The organism is [Enterobacter] lignolyticus SCF1 (assembly GCF_000164865.1).
GTDB classification, from domain to species: Bacteria; Pseudomonadota; Gammaproteobacteria; order Enterobacterales; family Enterobacteriaceae; genus Enterobacter_B; species Enterobacter_B lignolyticus.
Genome location: NC_014618.1, coordinates 4,519,029 through 4,536,014 on the forward strand (window position 1 = coordinate 4,519,029; position 16,986 = coordinate 4,536,014).

Here is a 16,986-nt window from a genome sequence, read left to right on the forward strand (position 1 = left end):
CATTTCTCTGTTGAAACGCGCGTGGCAGCCAAAACATGCTTATGAGTAAAAAAGAGCAAACGTTAATGACGCCCTATGTACAGTTCAACCGCAGCCAGTGGGCCGCACTTCGTGATTCCGTGCCTATGACCCTCACGGAGGGGGAAATCACGCGCTTGAAAGGTATTAACGAAGACCTGTCTCTGGAGGAAGTGGCGGAGATCTATTTGCCGCTATCCCGTTTGCTCAACTTTTACATCAGCTCGAACCTGCGCCGCCAGGCCGTGCTGGAGCAATTTCTCGGCACTAACGCCCAGCGCATCCCTTACGTTATCAGCATCGCCGGCAGCGTGGCGGTCGGCAAAAGCACGACGGCTCGCGTTCTGCAGGCGCTGCTCAGCCGCTGGCCGGAGCATCGTCGCGTTGAGCTCATCACGACGGATGGCTTCCTGCACCCCAACGAGGTGCTCAAAGAACGCGGCCTGATGAAGAAGAAAGGCTTCCCGCAGTCGTACGACATGCATCGTCTGGTAAAGTTTGTCTCTGATATCAAATCAGGCGCCCCAAACGTGACGGCGCCAGTGTATTCCCACCTCAGTTATGATGTTATTCCTGGCGGGGATAAAACGGTCACTCATCCTGATATTTTGATTCTCGAAGGATTAAATGTCCTGCAGAGCGGTATGGATTATCCACACGATCCGCATCACGTATTTGTTTCTGATTTTGTTGATTTCTCTATTTATGTCGATGCGCCGGAAGCGCTTCTCCAGACATGGTATATCAACCGCTTCCTGAAATTCCGCGAAGGCGCATTTACCAATCCGGATTCCTATTTCCATAACTATGCGAAATTAACTAAAGATGAGGCAGTTAATATCGCCACCTCATTATGGAACGAAATCAACCTGTTGAACCTTAAAGAAAATATTCTACCAACGCGTGAACGAGCAAGCTTAATTCTGACCAAGAGCGCGAACCACTCGGTAGAAGAAGTCCGCCTACGGAAATAAAAAAAGGGAGCCCAGGCGGCTCCCTTTTAATTCTGCATCACGTTGCGCTGCGTAGCGATATTTCACCGCCAACCCACGGCTTAATAACGCCATCCTGCTCCAGCAGAAGCGCCCCCTGAGTATCAATGCCACGCGAAATACCAAAGATTTCTTTCTCGCCAATAATCAGTTTTACCGGGCGATTGATAAAGTTATCCAGTTTTTCCCAACGCGAAAGATAAGGCGTCAACCCCTCCTGCTCAAACAGGTTCAGCGCCTCGCGAAGTTCTTTAATTAACTGGACTGCCAGCATATTGCGATCGATCCTGATCCCCGCTTCCTGCAGGTTAGTCCAGCCCTGATTCACCACCTCTGACTCTACCCGGCGCATCGTCAGGTTAACGCCAGCGCCGATGACGATCTGCGCAGCATCTCCGGTTTTTCCTGTCAGTTCGACCAGGATGCCGGCAAGTTTACGATCCTGCAGGTAGAGGTCGTTTGGCCATTTTACCCGAACGCCCTCAGCGCCGAGGCGCTGCAAAACTTCGGCCATCACAATACCAATCACCAGGCTCAGGCCAATCGCGGCCGCAGGTCCCTGCTCCAGCCGCCAGTACATGGACAGATAGAGATTGGCGCCAAAAGGGGAGAACCACTTACGCCCGCGGCGCCCGCGCCCGGCCTGCTGATATTCCGCAACACAGGTATCGCCAGAGTAAAGTTCGCTTAGCCTGTCGAGCAGATACTGGTTGGTAGAGTCGATAACAGGTAAAACGGTCACTGAGCCTGACTCGATGTGGGAACGGATAAAGGCTTCATCCAGCAGCTGAATCGGCTCAGGGAGGCTATATCCCTTGCCAGGAACAGTGAATACATCAACGCCCCAGTCTCGCAGCGTCTGAACGTGTTTATTGATAGCCGCCCGGCTCATGCCCAGCTGTTCTCCCAGCTGTTCGCCGGAATGGAAGCCACCGTCGGAAAGAATTGAAATCAGCGTTAATGGGATCGTATTGTCCTTCACGCAATGGCCTCCACCGCATTGACCTCGCCGCGGCGGCCGATAAAGCGCACCTCGGGCTCAAGCCAGACGTTAAACTTCTCGCCAACCTGCTGGCGAACATAGTGCGCCAGACCGACGACATCGTCACTGGTGGCGTTATTTTCATTGATCAGCACCAGCGCCTGCTGACGGTGTACCGCAGCGCCTCCCAGCGATTTACCTTTGAGCTGGCAGCGGTCGACAAGCCAGCCTGCGGCGAGCTTCACGCGGCCATCTGCCTGCGGGTAATGCGGGGCGTCCGGGTAACCTGCCAGCAATGCGGCGGCCTCAGCGGCCGGGACAACCGGATTTTTAAAGAAACTACCGGCGTTGCCATGAACCTTAGGATCGGGGAGCTTTGTCATACGCATGTGGCAGACGGCATCGAAAACCTGCTCCGGCGTAACGCTGTGCGGATCGAGGCGCGTCAGGTCGCCATAGCTCAGGACCGGCTGCCAGGTTTTCGCCAGGCGAAGTCCCACGGCCACAATCACGTATTTATCCTGATATTCATGCTTGAAGATGCTGTCGCGATAGCCAAAACGGCATTCTGCCGCCGTCAGGCGGGATGCTTTGCCGGTTGCCAGCTCAACGCAGTCAACGTATTCACACACGCGCTGCAGCTCCACGCCGTAGGCGCCGATATTCTGAATTGGCGATGAGCCTGCGCAGCCCGGAATGAGCGCTAAATTCTCGAGCCCTGGCATATTGTTATCCAGCGTGAACTTCACCAGATTATGCCAGTTCTCTCCGGCGCCAACGTGCAGATGCCAGGCATCAGCCTGCTCAGAAACGGCAATTCCCTTAATACGGTTAGCCAGCACCAGACCATCATAGTCTTCCAGAAACAGCACGTTGCTGCCTTCGCCGAGGATCAGCACCGGCAAATTTTCCGCAGTGGCCTGCCGCCAGGCAGCCAGCAGTTCGGAGGTGGTGTCAGCGCTGACGATACGTGCCGCATGGCGGTCAATTCCGAAGGTATTCCAGGATTTCAGGGAGTGGTTCATAGCAGGTTCCAGATGCAAAAACCCGGCTAGTTTACCGTATATGCGCGGAGATGGGTGATTAGTTTGTCTGCAGGTCTTCTCAACTGAGAAAAGGACAAAAACGCAAAAAGCCCATCCGTCAGGATGGGCTCTTCACTTGATTGATGCCTGGCAGTTCCCTACTCTCACATGGGGAGACCCCACACTACCATCGGCGCTACGGCGTTTCACTTCTGAGTTCGGCATGGGGTCAGGTGGGACCACCGCGCTAGTGCCGCCAGGCAAATTCTGTTATCTGTATCAGGCTGAAAATCGTCTCAAATCCGCCAAAACATCTTCGGCGTTGTAAGGTTAAGCCTCACGGTTCATTAGTACCGGTTAGCTCAACGCATCGCTGCGCTTACACACCCGGCCTATCAACGTCGTCGTCTTCAACGTTCCTTCAGGAGACCTAAAGTCTCAGGGAGAACTCATCTCGGGGCAAGTTTCGTGCTTAGATGCTTTCAGCACTTATCTCTTCCGCATTTAGCTACCGGGCAATGCCATTGGCATGACAACCCGAACACCAGTGATGCGTCCACTCCGGTCCTCTCGTACTAGGAGCAGCCCCCCTCAATTCTCCAGCGCCCACGGCAGATAGGGACCGAACTGTCTCACGACGTTCTAAACCCAGCTCGCGTACCACTTTAAATGGCGAACAGCCATACCCTTGGGACCTACTTCAGCCCCAGGATGTGATGAGCCGACATCGAGGTGCCAAACACCGCCGTCGATATGAACTCTTGGGCGGTATCAGCCTGTTATCCCCGGTAGTACCTTTTATCCGTTGAGCGATGGCCCTTCCATTCAGAACCACCGGATCACTATGACCTGCTTTCGCACCTGCTCGCGCCGTCACGCTCGCAGTCAAGCTGGCTTATGCCATTGCACTAACCTCCTGATGTCCGACCAGGATTAGCCAACCTTCGTGCTCCTCCGTTACTCTTTGGGAGGAGACCGCCCCAGTCAAACTACCCACCAGACACTGTCCGCAACCCGGATCACGGGTCCACGTTAGAACATCAAACATTAAAGGGTGGTATTTCAAGGTTGGCTCCATGCAGACTGGCGTCCACACTTCAAAGCCTCCCACCTATCCTACACATCAAGGCTCAATGTTCAGTGTCAAGCTATAGTAAAGGTTCACGGGGTCTTTCCGTCTTGCCGCGGGTACACTGCATCTTCACAGCGAGTTCAATTTCACTGAGTCTCGGGTGGAGACAGCCTGGCCATCATTACGCCATTCGTGCAGGTCGGAACTTACCCGACAAGGAATTTCGCTACCTTAGGACCGTTATAGTTACGGCCGCCGTTTACCGGGGCTTCGATCAAGAGCTTCTCCTTACGGATAACCCCATCAATTAACCTTCCGGCACCGGGCAGGCGTCACACCGTATACGTCCACTTTCGTGTTTGCACAGTGCTGTGTTTTTAATAAACAGTTGCAGCCAGCTGGTATCTTCGACTGATTTCAGCTCCACCCGCAGGGGCTTCACCTACATATCAGCGTGCCTTCTCCCGAAGTTACGGCACCATTTTGCCTAGTTCCTTCACCCGAGTTCTCTCAAGCGCCTTGGTATTCTCTACCTGACCACCTGTGTCGGTTTGGGGTACGATTTCGTGTTACCTGATGCTTAGAGGCTTTTCCTGGAAGCAGGGCATCTGTCACTTCAGCACCGTAGTGCCTCGTCATCACGCCTCAGTGTTAAAGTGCTCCGGATTTGCCTGGAACACACACCTACACGCTTAAACCGGGACGACCGTCGCCCGGATGACATAGCCTTCTCCGTCCCCCCTTCGCAGTAACACCAAGTACAGGAATATTAACCTGTTTCCCATCGACTACGCCTTTCGGCCTCGCCTTAGGGGTCGACTCACCCTGCCCCGATTAACGTTGGACAGGAACCCTTGGTCTTCCGGCGAGCGGGCTTTTCACCCGCTTTATCGTTACTTATGTCAGCATTCGCACTTCTGATACCTCCAGCATGCCTCACAGCACACCTTCAACGGCTTACAGAACGCTCCCCTACCCAACAACACATAGTGTCGCTGCCGCAGCTTCGGTGCATGGTTTAGCCCCGTTACATCTTCCGCGCAGGCCGACTCGACCAGTGAGCTATTACGCTTTCTTTAAATGATGGCTGCTTCTAAGCCAACATCCTGGCTGTCTGTGCCTTCCCACATCGTTTCCCACTTAACCATGACTTTGGGACCTTAGCTGGCGGTCTGGGTTGTTTCCCTCTTCACGACGGACGTTAGCACCCGCCGTGTGTCTCCCGTGATAACATTCTTCGGTATTCGCAGTTTGCATCGGGTTGGTAAGTCGGGATGACCCCCTAGCCGAAACAGTGCTCTACCCCCGAAGATGAATTCACGAGGCGCTACCTAAATAGCTTTCGGGGAGAACCAGCTATCTCCCGGTTTGATTGGCCTTTCACCCCCAGCCACAAGTCATCCGCTAATTTTTCAACATTAGTCGGTTCGGTCCTCCAGTTAGTGTTACCCAACCTTCAACCTGCCCATGGCTAGATCACCGGGTTTCGGGTCTATACCCTGCAACTTAACGCCCAGTTAAGACTCGGTTTCCCTTCGGCTCCCCTATTCGGTTAACCTTGCTACAGAATATAAGTCGCTGACCCATTATACAAAAGGTACGCAGTCACCCCATTAAGAGGCTCCCACTGCTTGTACGTACACGGTTTCAGGTTCTTTTTCACTCCCCTCGCCGGGGTTCTTTTCGCCTTTCCCTCACGGTACTGGTTCACTATCGGTCAGTCAGGAGTATTTAGCCTTGGAGGATGGTCCCCCCATATTCAGACAGGATACCACGTGTCCCGCCCTACTCTTCGAGTTCACAGCGTGTGCATTTTCGTGTACGGGGCTGTCACCCTGTATCGCCGGACTTTCCAGACCGTTCCACTAACACACGCGCTGATTCAGACTCTGGGCTCCTCCCCGTTCGCTCGCCGCTACTGGGGGAATCTCGGTTGATTTCTTTTCCTCGGGGTACTTAGATGTTTCAGTTCCCCCGGTTCGCCTCATTAACCTATGGATTCAGTTAATGATAGTGTGACGGATCACACTGGGTTTCCCCATTCGGACATCGCCGGGTCAAAGGTTCATATCACCTCGCCGGCGCTTTTCGCTAGATTAGCACGTCCTTCATCGCCTCTGACTGCCAGGGCATCCACCGTGTACGCTTAGTCGCTTAACCTCACAACCCGAAGATGTTTCTTTCGATTCATCACCGGTTTGCGATAATTTGAGAGACTCGAACACACCATTAAGGTGTGTCGTTTCAATTTTCAGCTTGATCCAGATTTTTAAAGAGCAAAACTTCGCAGTGCACCTTTTCAGGTTCACTCTGAAGTTTTCTTGTGTCGCAGTAAAGATGGTGGAGCTATGCGGGATCGAACCGCAGACCTCCTGCGTGCAAAGCAGGCGCTCTCCCAGCTGAGCTATAGCCCCATCGTAGTTAAAACCTCATCAAATTTGCATCGCAAATTTGGTAGGCCTGAGTGGACTTGAACCACCGACCTCACCCTTATCAGGGGTGCGCTCTAACCACCTGAGCTACAAGCCTGCAGAGATTTTTTACTGCTCATTTTTCATCAGACAATCTGTGTGGACACTACAAAGGCAGGTTCTTTAAGGTAAGGAGGTGATCCAACCGCAGGTTCCCCTACGGTTACCTTGTTACGACTTCACCCCAGTCATGAATCACAAAGTGGTAAGCGCCCTCCCGAAGGTTAAGCTACCTACTTCTTTTGCAACCCACTCCCATGGTGTGACGGGCGGTGTGTACAAGGCCCGGGAACGTATTCACCGTGACATTCTGATTCACGATTACTAGCGATTCCGACTTCATGGAGTCGAGTTGCAGACTCCAATCCGGACTACGACATACTTTATGAGGTCCGCTTGCTCTCGCGAGGTCGCTTCTCTTTGTATATGCCATTGTAGCACGTGTGTAGCCCTGGTCGTAAGGGCCATGATGACTTGACGTCATCCCCACCTTCCTCCAGTTTATCACTGGCAGTCTCCTTTGAGTTCCCGGCCTAACCGCTGGCAACAAAGGATAAGGGTTGCGCTCGTTGCGGGACTTAACCCAACATTTCACAACACGAGCTGACGACAGCCATGCAGCACCTGTCTCACGGTTCCCGAAGGCACTAAGGCATCTCTGCCAAATTCCGTGGATGTCAAGACCAGGTAAGGTTCTTCGCGTTGCATCGAATTAAACCACATGCTCCACCGCTTGTGCGGGCCCCCGTCAATTCATTTGAGTTTTAACCTTGCGGCCGTACTCCCCAGGCGGTCTATTTAACGCGTTAGCTCCGGAAGCCACTCCTCAAGGGAACAACCTCCAAATAGACATCGTTTACGGCGTGGACTACCAGGGTATCTAATCCTGTTTGCTCCCCACGCTTTCGCACCTGAGCGTCAGTCTTCGTCCAGGGGGCCGCCTTCGCCACCGGTATTCCTCCAGATCTCTACGCATTTCACCGCTACACCTGGAATTCTACCCCCTCTACGAGACTCAAGCCTGCCAGTTTCGAATGCAGTTCCCAGGTTGAGCCCGGGGATTTCACATCCGACTTGACAGACCGCCTGCGTGCGCTTTACGCCCAGTAATTCCGATTAACGCTTGCACCCTCCGTATTACCGCGGCTGCTGGCACGGAGTTAGCCGGTGCTTCTTCTGCGAGTAACGTCAATCACCAAGGTTATTAACCTTAATGCCTTCCTCCTCGCTGAAAGTACTTTACAACCCGAAGGCCTTCTTCATACACGCGGCATGGCTGCATCAGGCTTGCGCCCATTGTGCAATATTCCCCACTGCTGCCTCCCGTAGGAGTCTGGACCGTGTCTCAGTTCCAGTGTGGCTGGTCATCCTCTCAGACCAGCTAGGGATCGTCGCCTAGGTGAGCCGTTACCCCACCTACTAGCTAATCCCATCTGGGCACATCTGATGGCATGAGGCCCGAAGGTCCCCCACTTTGGTCTTGCGACGTTATGCGGTATTAGCTACCGTTTCCAGTAGTTATCCCCCTCCATCAGGCAGTTTCCCAGACATTACTCACCCGTCCGCCACTCGTCACCCGAGAGCAAGCTCTCTGTGCTACCGTTCGACTTGCATGTGTTAGGCCTGCCGCCAGCGTTCAATCTGAGCCATGATCAAACTCTTCAATTTAAAAGTTTGATGCTCTTAGAATTAAACTTCGTAATGAATTACGTGTTCACTCCAGAGACTTGGTATTCATTTAGTGTCCGAGGACATTAAGAATCCATGTCACTTTGAGTGCCCACACAGATTGTCTGATAAATTGTTAAAGAGCAGTGCCGCGTTGTTTTTCGCTGCGGCGCGGGGTGTGCATATTACGCTTTCCCGCTTCAGAGTCAAGCATTTATTTTTGCTTTTCTCTGTGATGTTCCCGCTGGCTTTCGCCGGAGAACCCCGCTGACCCGGCGGCCTGTATGCCGTTGTTCCGTGTCAGTGGAGGCGCATTATAGGGAGTAATTCTGAAGTGACAAGAGGAAATTTCAAAAAACTTTTCGTTCGGCTATTTTCCAGGCGATGAGCCGGTTTTACAGGCTATTTGCGCACGAACTGAGCGATTTCCTGGGCAAAAACCGCAACCTGACGCCAGTCGGTATACACCACCTCTTTATGCGTATCGGTTTCTCCGCCGGTCATCTTCATAATCAGCCGAATCATAAAGCGATCGAACCAGCGATAGCGCGGGTAGCGCAGCGCCCCGGCGAAAACGGCGCAAAGGTCCGGACGCCACGGCGAGCTCAGCAAAAACTTGCGCGTATAGCTATTGGTCTGCGGCGTGCTCTTCTCCGGCTTGCGCGCCACCAGGTTCACCGAGTAGAACGCGGAAGGCAGCTGCGCCAGCGACTGCTGATGCTTCTTCACAAAGCTGTCGAGCAGCGGATGAAAGTGCCCGTAACGAATCGATGCGCCAATCACCACACCCTGATAGGCCTGCCAGTCAATCTGCTCCGAACGATGCAGATTCACCACATCCACGTCGAAGCCCTGCTCTTTGAGCTCGGAGGCCAGCGAAGCGGCAATCTCGCGCGTTTGCCCGTCACGGGTGGAGAAAAGAATCAATAGTTTCACAAACACTCCTGTTATTCGCGCCAGAAGGTGGGGGTAAACAGCACCAGCAGCGTAAAGACCTCCAGACGACCAAACAGCATGTTGGCAATCAGGATCCACTTCGCGACCGGGTTCATGCTGGCAAAGTTGTCGGCCACCACGCCAAGCCCCGGCCCGAGGTTATTGAGCGTCGCCACAACGGACGCAAAGGCCGAGAAGTCATCCACGCCGGTGGCGATAATAGCCAGCATGCTGACAATAAAGACCAGCGCGTAAGCGGAGAAAAAGCCCCACACCGCTTCCAGAATACGTTCCGGCAGCGCGCGGTTGCCGAGCTTGATGCTGTACACCGCATTCGGATGTACCAGACGCTTCAGTTCGCGGTTGCCCTGCTTAAACAGCAGCAGGATACGGATAACCTTCAGCCCCCCGCCCGTTGACCCCGCACAGCCGCCGATAAACGCAGAGCACAGCAGCAAAACAGGCAGGAACAGCGGCCAGCGCGCAATGCTGTCGGTAGTGAAGCCTGCGGTCGTCGCCATCGACACCACCTGGAAAAACGCCTGGTTAAGCGTTGTCATCGCCGAGTTATAGACATCGTGGAACCACAGCACCAGGGTACACACCACCACCAGCGTCAGCTGCACGCCGATAAACATTCTGAATTCGGGATCGCGCGAGTAAACCTTGAGGCTACGGCCGCTCAGCAGCGAAAAGTGCAGGCCATAGTTACAGCCGGAAATTAGCAGGAAGATAGCGATGATGGTGTTGATAGTCGGGCTGTTGAAGTAGCCCACGCTGGCGTCGTGCGTGGAGAAACCGCCGATAGCGATAGTGGCAAAGCTGTGCCCTATCGCGTCAAAGGCTGGCATTCCGGCAAACCACAGCGCCAGCGCGCAGGCCACGGTCAACAACACATAAATCAGCCACAGCGTTTTCGCCGTCTCGGCGATACGCGGGCGCATTTTGTTATCTTTCAACGGCCCTGGCATTTCGGCCCGATAGAGCTGCATCCCCCCGACGCCCAGTATCGGCAGGATGGCCACCGCCAGCACAATGATCCCCATACCGCCAAACCACTGCAGCATCTGGCGATAAAAGAGGATCGCATGGGGGAGTGAATCCAGCCCCACCAGCGTCGTCGCGCCGGTCGTCGTTAAACCAGAAAAGGATTCAAAGAAAGCGTCCGTCACCGTCAGGCTCGGCTGCTCGGCAAAGATAAAGGGCAGCGCACCCACGCTCCCCAGCACCGTCCAGAACAGTACGACGATCAGAAAACCTTCGCGGGATTTCAGCTCGCCCTTCTGCTTACGGTTAGGCCACCACAGCAGGGAGCCAATCGCCAGCGCGACGAAAAACGTCTGCGTGAACGCGCGTCCTGCACCATCGCGGTATATCAATGCCACCAGCCCGGGAACAATCATCGTTCCTGAAAACAAAATGACCAGAAGTCCAACGATTCGGGTTATGGCGCGAAAATGCATCACTGCCGCTTCCTTAGATAAGCAAAAAGTAAACCGGGGATTATTCGTCAATCTCGCGCAATTGCAACGCGCCGCGACTAAAATCAGCCAGTTTTGCCGAAAAAGCCGCCAGTTCAGCCTGCGCCAGCGCCACCCGCAGTTGTACAACAGCCTGATAATCGCTGCTCACAATTTTACCGGAAAACTGCCCAAGCAGGGATTCAATCCCCGCCAGCTGGGCATATTCGCACTGCAACGTATATTCGGTCAGCGGCCTCTTGCGCACGGTGGTGAGCGCCGCCAGCGCCTGATGGACGCCGCCGCCGTAGGCTTTCACCAGGCCGCCGGTTCCCAACAGGATCCCGCCGTAGTAGCGGACAACCACTGCGGTTATCTCGCCAACGCCGCTGCCCATCAGCTGGGCGAGCATTGGCTTGCCCGCCGTACCCGCCGGTTCGCCGTCATCGGAAAACCCCAGCTGCTGCGAATCATCCGGTGGCCCCGCCACCCACGCCACGCAGTGGTGGCGGGCGTCCGGGTGCGCCGCTTTTACCGATTCAACAAACGCTTTCGCCGCCTCTACGCCGTTGGTATGCGCCAGGAGCGTAATGAAGCGGCTTTTTTTGATCTCCTCGATCGCGGTGACCGGCGCCGCCGGAATCAGCCAGCTCTCCATTACGCCAGCTTCAGATCCCGCGTCATGTTCTCCACGCTCTTCTCGTGAATCACAACGTTATCTTCAATGCGAATGCCGCCAAACGGCTTCAGCGCCTGGATTTTCTGCCAGTTGAAGTGTTTGCTGAACGGCCCTTCACGCCACGGCGCCAGCAGGGACTCAATAAAGTAGATGCCCGGCTCAATGGTCAGCACCATACGCGGCTCCAGCACGCGGGTGCAGCGCAGATACGGGTATTTAGACGGCGCGGCAAGATGCGTGCCGGTATCATCCTGCATAAATCCGGCCACGTCGTGCACCTGCAGGCCCAGCGGATGGCCAATACCGTGCGGCATAAACGGCCCGGTAATGTTGTTTTCCACCATCGCCTCTTCGCTCATGTCGGTAATGATGTGGTGCTTACGCAGCAGTTTCGCGATGCGCTGATGGAACTGCACGTGGTAATCGACGTAGCTCACGCCCGCCTTCATGGTGCCGATCAGCGCCAGCTGCTCATCGTTCACATCTTTTATCAGATGGGCAAAGTCGCTATCGCCGTGCGCCGCCCAGGTGCGGGTCAGGTCAGCCGCATAGCCGTTGTACTCCGCGCCCGCATCAAGCAGGAAGCTGCGAATTTCCGACGGTGCGCGGTGATCCAGCCGGGTGTAGTGCAGCACGGAAGCATGCTCGTTGAGCGCAACAATGTTGCTGTAAGGCACATCGGTATCGCGATGCCCCGTCGCCGTCAGGTAGGCGAGGTTAATGTCAAACTCGCTCATCCCGGACAAAAACGCTTCGTGCGCGGCGCGGTGACCGTTAACCGCCATCTTCTGCGCTTCGCGCATGCAGGCCAGCTCATAATCGGTTTTATACGCGCGGTAGTAGTGCAGGTAATCGATAACCCCTTTCGGGTTGATGTTGTCTGCCGCAATATCCAGCCCCATCGCGCGCTCGGCGACCGGTCCAATATAGGCAATGTTGCCGCGAGCGGTGGGCAGCTGACTGCCAATACCGTCGGCTTTCGGCAGGGCGATAACCTCGACGTCATTGGTCCAGAAGGAGGTCGGCAGCGGCTCAACGTTGTGCCAGTAGTCTACCGGCAGATAAAACCACAATTTCGGCTTGTTAACGCCATCGACCAGCAGCCAGCAGTTCGGCACCTGGGTCACAGGCACCCACGCTTTAAACTGCGGGTTTACCTTAAACGGGTACGGATGATCGTCAAGAAAGACGTTAAACAGTTCGCCAGAATGAATAAGTAGCGCATCAAGCTTAAAGCGTTCCAGCACATTACGGGTCCGTTCCTGTAGCGTAACGATATGATTTTTATAGAGTGTGGCCAGCGATTCCATGTTTTACCCTTCTGTTTTTTGACCATAAGTCCCCGCATCTTAGCACATCGATTCAGGGGTGCGTGATTTCTGCCGAGCGTGATCCAGCCGTCAATTTCTTAAAGAGTAATTTGCATTTTTTTAACATAAAATCCACAATCCGAATCATCTGGTACGACCAGATTACTTTGCTGGATTCAGGAGACTGACATGCTCTACAAAGGCGATACCCTGTACCTCGACTGGCTGGAAGATGGCATTGCCGAACTGGTGTTCGATGCCCCCGGCTCGGTCAATAAGCTCGATACGGCAACCGTAGCCAGCCTCGGCCAGGCGCTGGACGTCCTCGAAAAACAAAAAGATCTCAAGGGCCTGCTGCTGCGCTCTGAAAAAGCCGCGTTTATCGTCGGCGCCGATATCACCGAATTCTTATCCCTGTTCCAGGTTCCGCAGGAACAGTTAAGCCAGTGGCTGCATTTCGCAAATAGCGTCTTTAGCCGCCTGGAAGACCTGCCGGTCCCTACCCTCTCCGCCGTCAACGGCTACGCGCTTGGCGGCGGCTGCGAATGCGTGCTGGCGACCGACTATCGCCTGGCAACCGCCGATCTGCGCATCGGGCTGCCGGAAACCAAACTGGGCATTATGCCCGGCTTTGGCGGCTCGGTTCGCCTGCCGCGCATGCTCGGCGCCGACAGCGCGCTGGAGATCATCGTCGCAGGTAAAGACGTCGGCGCGGAAGAAGCGCTGAAAATTGGCCTGATCGACGGCATTGTAAAACCCGAGAAGCTGCGCGACGGCGCGGTGGCGATGCTGCGTCAGGCTATCGACGGCGCGCTTGACTGGAAAGCCAAGCGCCAGCCAAAGCTGGAGCCGCTGCGCTTAAGCAAAATTGAAGCCGCCATGAGCTTCACCATCGCCAAAGGCATGGTGGCACAGACGGCCGGCAAACATTACCCGGCGCCGATGACGGCGGTAAAAACCATTGAAGCGGCAGCCCGTTTTGGCCGCGACGAGGCCCTGGCGCTTGAGAACCAGAGTTTTGTTCCGCTGGCGCACTCCAGCGAAGCCCGCGCGCTGGTCGGAATCTTCCTGAACGATCAGTTTGTCAAAAGCCAGGCGAAAAAGCTGACCAAAAACGTTGAGACGCCAAAACAGGCCGCCGTACTGGGCGCAGGCATCATGGGCGGTGGTATCGCTTATCAGTCGGCCTGGAAGGGCGTGCCGGTCATTATGAAGGACATCAACGATAAGTCTCTGACGCTCGGCATGACCGAAGCGGCAAAGTTGCTTAACAAACAGCTGGAGCGCGGAAAAATCGACGGACTGAAGCTGGCGGGGGTCATTTCGACCATTCACCCAACGCTGGACTATGCCGGTTTTGAGCGCGTCGATGTGGTCGTAGAGGCGGTTGTTGAAAACCCGAAAGTGAAAAAAGCGGTGCTGGCGGAAACCGAAGACAAGGTTCGCCCGGACGCCGTGCTGGCCTCGAACACCTCGACGATCCCCATTAGCGAACTGGCGCACGCCCTGAAGCGCCCGGAAAACTTCTGCGGCATGCACTTCTTTAACCCGGTACACCGCATGCCGCTGGTTGAGGTGATTCGCGGCGAGAAGACCTCTGACGATACCATCGCCAAAGTCGTGGCATGGGCGAGCAAGATGGGCAAAACGCCGATCGTGGTGAACGACTGCCCCGGATTCTTTGTCAACCGCGTGCTGTTTCCGTACTTTGCCGGCTTCAGCCAGCTGCTGCGCGACGGCGCGGATTTCCGCAAAGTCGATAAAGTGATGGAAAAACAGTTCGGCTGGCCGATGGGCCCGGCGTATCTGCTGGACGTCGTCGGTATCGACACCGCGCACCACGCTCAGGCGGTGATGGCGGCGGGGTTCCCGCAGCGGATGCAGAAAGATTACCGCGACGCTATCGATGCGCTGTTTGATGCCAGCCGCTATGGCCAGAAAAACGGTCTCGGCTTCTGGCGTTATAAAGAAGACAGCAAAGGCAAGCCGAAAAAAGAGGAGGACCCGGCCGTGGACGGCCTGCTCGCCGAGGTCAGCAAACCAAAACGCGACTTCACCGACGAAGAGATCGTCGCCCGCATGATGATTCCGATGGTCAACGAAGTGGTGCGCTGTCTGGAAGAAGGCATTATCGCAAGCCCGGCGGAAGCCGATATGGCGCTGGTGTATGGTTTAGGTTTCCCTCCGTTCCACGGTGGCGCCTTCCGCTGGCTGGATACCCTGGGCAGCGCGAAGTATCTCGATATGGCGCAGCAGTTCCAGCACCTCGGCGCACTGTATGAGGTACCGGCAGGCCTGCGCGACAAAGCGCGCCATAACGAAGCATATTATCCCCCGGTTGAGCCCGCCCGTCCGGTCGGCGAGCTGAAAACGGCTTAAGGAGTCACAATGGAACAGGTTGTCATTGTCGATGCAATTCGTACCCCGATGGGCCGTTCAAAAGGCGGCGCATTTCGCAACGTGCGCGCAGAGGATCTCTCAGCGCACCTGATGCGCAGCCTGCTGGCGCGCAACCCGGCGCTGGACGCTACTGCGATTGACGACATTTACTGGGGCTGCGTACAGCAAACCCTGGAGCAGGGCTTCAACATCGCCCGTAACGCCGCGCTGCTGGCGGAAATTCCGCACTCGGTACCGGCCGTTACCGTCAACCGCCTGTGCGGTTCCTCGATGCAGGCGCTGCATGACGCTGCCCGGATGATCATGACCGGCGACGCCCAGGTCTGCCTGATCGGCGGCGTGGAACACATGGGTCACGTGCCGATGAGCCACGGCGTGGACTTCCACCCGGGGATGAGCCGCAACGTCGCCAAAGCGGCGGGTATGATGGGTCTGACCGCAGAGATGCTCTCCCGTCTGCACGGCATCAGCCGCGAAATGCAGGACGCCTTTGCCGCGCGCTCCCATGCTCGCGCCTGGGCCGCCACCCAGTCGGGCGGCTTCAAAAATGAAATCATCCCGACCGGCGGCCATGATGCCGACGGCGTGCTGAAGCAGTTTAACTACGATGAGGTTATCCGCCCGGAAACCACCGTCGAAGCGCTGTCCACGCTGCGCCCGGCGTTTGACCCGGTGACCGGCACCGTGACCGCAGGCACCTCTTCCGCCCTCTCCGATGGCGCTGCCGCCATGCTGGTGATGAGCGAAAGCCGCGCCCGCGAGCTGGGCCTGGCTCCGCGCGCCCGCGTGCGCTCAATGGCGGTCGTCGGCTGCGACCCGTCCATCATGGGTTACGGCCCGGTTCCGGCGTCGAAGCTGGCGCTGAAAAAAGCCGGCCTTACCACCAGCGATATCGATCTTTTCGAAATGAACGAGGCGTTCGCCGCGCAGATCCTGCCGTGTATTAAGGATCTGGGGCTGATGGAGCAGATCGATGAGAAGATCAACCTCAACGGCGGCGCAATCGCCCTGGGTCACCCGCTGGGCTGCTCGGGTGCGCGCATCAGCACCACGCTCATCAACCTAATGGAGCGTAAAGACGCCCAGTTTGGTCTGGCGACGATGTGTATCGGCTTAGGCCAGGGTATCGCTACCGTCTTTGAACGCGTATAGAAAAAAAGCCGGGCTGCGACATGCAGCCCGGCCCGTGGTTTAGTTGCCGTTCTTCCCGCCTGTCAGGGGCGGGTTTTTTTATTGTTTAAATAAAAGAGAAGGCATCGCCGAACAGGCGATCTTCACGCGCGTTGCGCTCATTGCAGAACAGATCGCGGGCGATTTTCGCCATTTCAAAACGACCGGCAATGTAGATATCGTGTTCTACCAGCGTACCGTAATCCTGCAGCACCGCCGTCAGCACCGTCCCCGTACGACCGCGCCAGCCCGGTTCGGGCTGCTCAACCACCGGTTCCACCCGCAGGTTCGGGTGCTCAACGGTCAGCGCTTCCAGCTCGGCCAAATCGTACAGATGCTTCTCTTCACGCCCGCCCCAGTAAATCGCGATATCGCGATTCGGGTTCTGGGCCAGCGCGGTTAACAGAATTGAACGCACATAGGAGAACCCGGTCCCCCCGGCGATCAGCACCATCGGGCGCGCATCGTCATCCTCGCGCAGCCAGGCGTCGCCATGGGGAATATCCACTACGATCTCGCGCTCTTTCAGAATGCGATCCATCACCGCCATCGCGTACAGGTTCAGCTCGGACGCGCCGATATGCAGCTCAATAAACGTGTGCTCTGCGGGCGTGGACGCCATGGAGAACGGGCGTTTGTCCCGCTCGTCCATCACTACCATCAGGTACTGGCCAGCGCGAAAGGAAAATGCCGCTTCGGGTTCTAAACGAACGCGATATACCGTGTCGGTAATCGCTTCTACCGATGTCACTTTACAGCTTAAGGTTGTCATGCGCTCCCTCTGTCGGGTCTATATGGCAAAC

At 55.8% G+C, this 16,986-nt stretch carries 10 protein-coding genes, 2 tRNA genes and 3 rRNA genes; 3 read left to right on the plus strand and 12 right to left on the minus strand.

Going from position 1 to position 16,986, the window contains the following annotated elements:
• Positions 1-41: 41 nt before the first annotated feature.
• Positions 42-992 carry a type I pantothenate kinase gene (gene coaA, locus ENTCL_RS20945; RefSeq protein WP_013368130.1) on the plus strand — a complete coding sequence of 317 codons (951 nt, stop codon included), beginning with the start codon at positions 42-44 and terminating at the stop codon, positions 990-992.
• 37 nt (positions 993-1,029) lie between these two features.
• Here the strand turns inward: coaA and birA are convergent, their stop codons facing one another.
• The 11 genes from birA to pepQ all read right to left on the minus strand — a co-directional run bounded on the left by birA (position 1,030) and on the right by pepQ (position 12,613).
• The gene (birA, locus tag ENTCL_RS20950) at positions 1,030-1,992 is read right to left on the minus strand and encodes a bifunctional biotin--[acetyl-CoA-carboxylase] ligase/biotin operon repressor BirA (protein WP_013368131.1); all 963 of its coding nucleotides are present in this window, start codon (positions 1,990-1,992) and stop codon (positions 1,030-1,032) included.
• Positions 1,989-3,017, minus strand: a complete 1,029-nt coding sequence (gene murB, locus ENTCL_RS20955) for a UDP-N-acetylmuramate dehydrogenase (protein WP_013368132.1) — start codon at positions 3,015-3,017, stop codon at positions 1,989-1,991. Before murB ends, birA begins: the two co-directional genes overlap by 4 nt.
• A gap of 145 nt (positions 3,018-3,162) precedes the next feature.
• Positions 3,163-3,278, minus strand: a 5S ribosomal RNA gene (gene rrf, locus ENTCL_RS20960).
• 65 nt (positions 3,279-3,343) lie between these two features.
• Positions 3,344-6,249: ribosomal RNA gene (locus tag ENTCL_RS20965) — 23S ribosomal RNA — on the minus strand.
• A 178-nt stretch (positions 6,250-6,427) separates the two neighbouring features.
• A tRNA-Ala gene (locus tag ENTCL_RS20970) sits at positions 6,428-6,503 on the minus strand.
• A gap of 38 nt (positions 6,504-6,541) precedes the next feature.
• Positions 6,542-6,618: transfer RNA gene (locus tag ENTCL_RS20975), tRNA-Ile, on the minus strand.
• A 71-nt stretch (positions 6,619-6,689) separates the two neighbouring features.
• Positions 6,690-8,228: ribosomal RNA gene (locus tag ENTCL_RS20980) — 16S ribosomal RNA — on the minus strand.
• Together the 16S, 23S and 5S rRNA genes with 2 tRNA genes alongside form the textbook arrangement of a ribosomal RNA operon.
• Before the next feature lie 402 nt (positions 8,229-8,630).
• Positions 8,631-9,164, minus strand: coding sequence for a menaquinone-dependent protoporphyrinogen IX dehydrogenase (gene hemG / locus ENTCL_RS20985; protein ID WP_013368133.1), 534 nt, complete (start codon positions 9,162-9,164; stop codon positions 8,631-8,633).
• A gap of 11 nt (positions 9,165-9,175) precedes the next feature.
• Positions 9,176-10,627, minus strand: a complete 1,452-nt coding sequence (gene trkH / locus ENTCL_RS20990) for a Trk system potassium transporter TrkH (protein ID WP_013368134.1) — start codon at positions 10,625-10,627, stop codon at positions 9,176-9,178.
• A gap of 40 nt (positions 10,628-10,667) precedes the next feature.
• Positions 10,668-11,282 (minus strand): IMPACT family protein, encoded by a 615-nt coding sequence (locus ENTCL_RS20995; protein ID WP_013368135.1) that lies wholly within the window; start codon positions 11,280-11,282, stop codon positions 10,668-10,670.
• Positions 11,282-12,613 (minus strand): Xaa-Pro dipeptidase, encoded by a 1,332-nt coding sequence (gene pepQ / locus ENTCL_RS21000; protein ID WP_013368136.1) that lies wholly within the window; start codon positions 12,611-12,613, stop codon positions 11,282-11,284. The genes ENTCL_RS20995 and pepQ overlap by 1 nt, the downstream gene beginning before the upstream one ends.
• A 189-nt stretch (positions 12,614-12,802) precedes the next feature.
• Here pepQ and fadB point away from each other — a divergent pair, with 189 nt between their 5' ends.
• Positions 12,803-14,992 (plus strand): fatty acid oxidation complex subunit alpha FadB, encoded by a 2,190-nt coding sequence (gene fadB, locus ENTCL_RS21005; protein WP_013368137.1) that lies wholly within the window; start codon positions 12,803-12,805, stop codon positions 14,990-14,992.
• Between the two features lie 9 nt (positions 14,993-15,001).
• Positions 15,002-16,165, plus strand: a complete 1,164-nt coding sequence (gene fadA, locus ENTCL_RS21010; RefSeq protein WP_013368138.1) for an acetyl-CoA C-acyltransferase FadA — start codon at positions 15,002-15,004, stop codon at positions 16,163-16,165.
• 85 nt (positions 16,166-16,250) lie between these two features.
• Here fadA and fre read toward each other — a convergent pair whose 3' ends face one another.
• Positions 16,251-16,955 carry an NAD(P)H-flavin reductase gene (gene fre / locus ENTCL_RS21015; RefSeq protein ID WP_013368139.1) on the minus strand — a complete coding sequence of 235 codons (705 nt, stop codon included), beginning with the start codon at positions 16,953-16,955 and terminating at the stop codon, positions 16,251-16,253.
• Between the last annotated feature and the right edge of the window lie 31 nt (positions 16,956-16,986).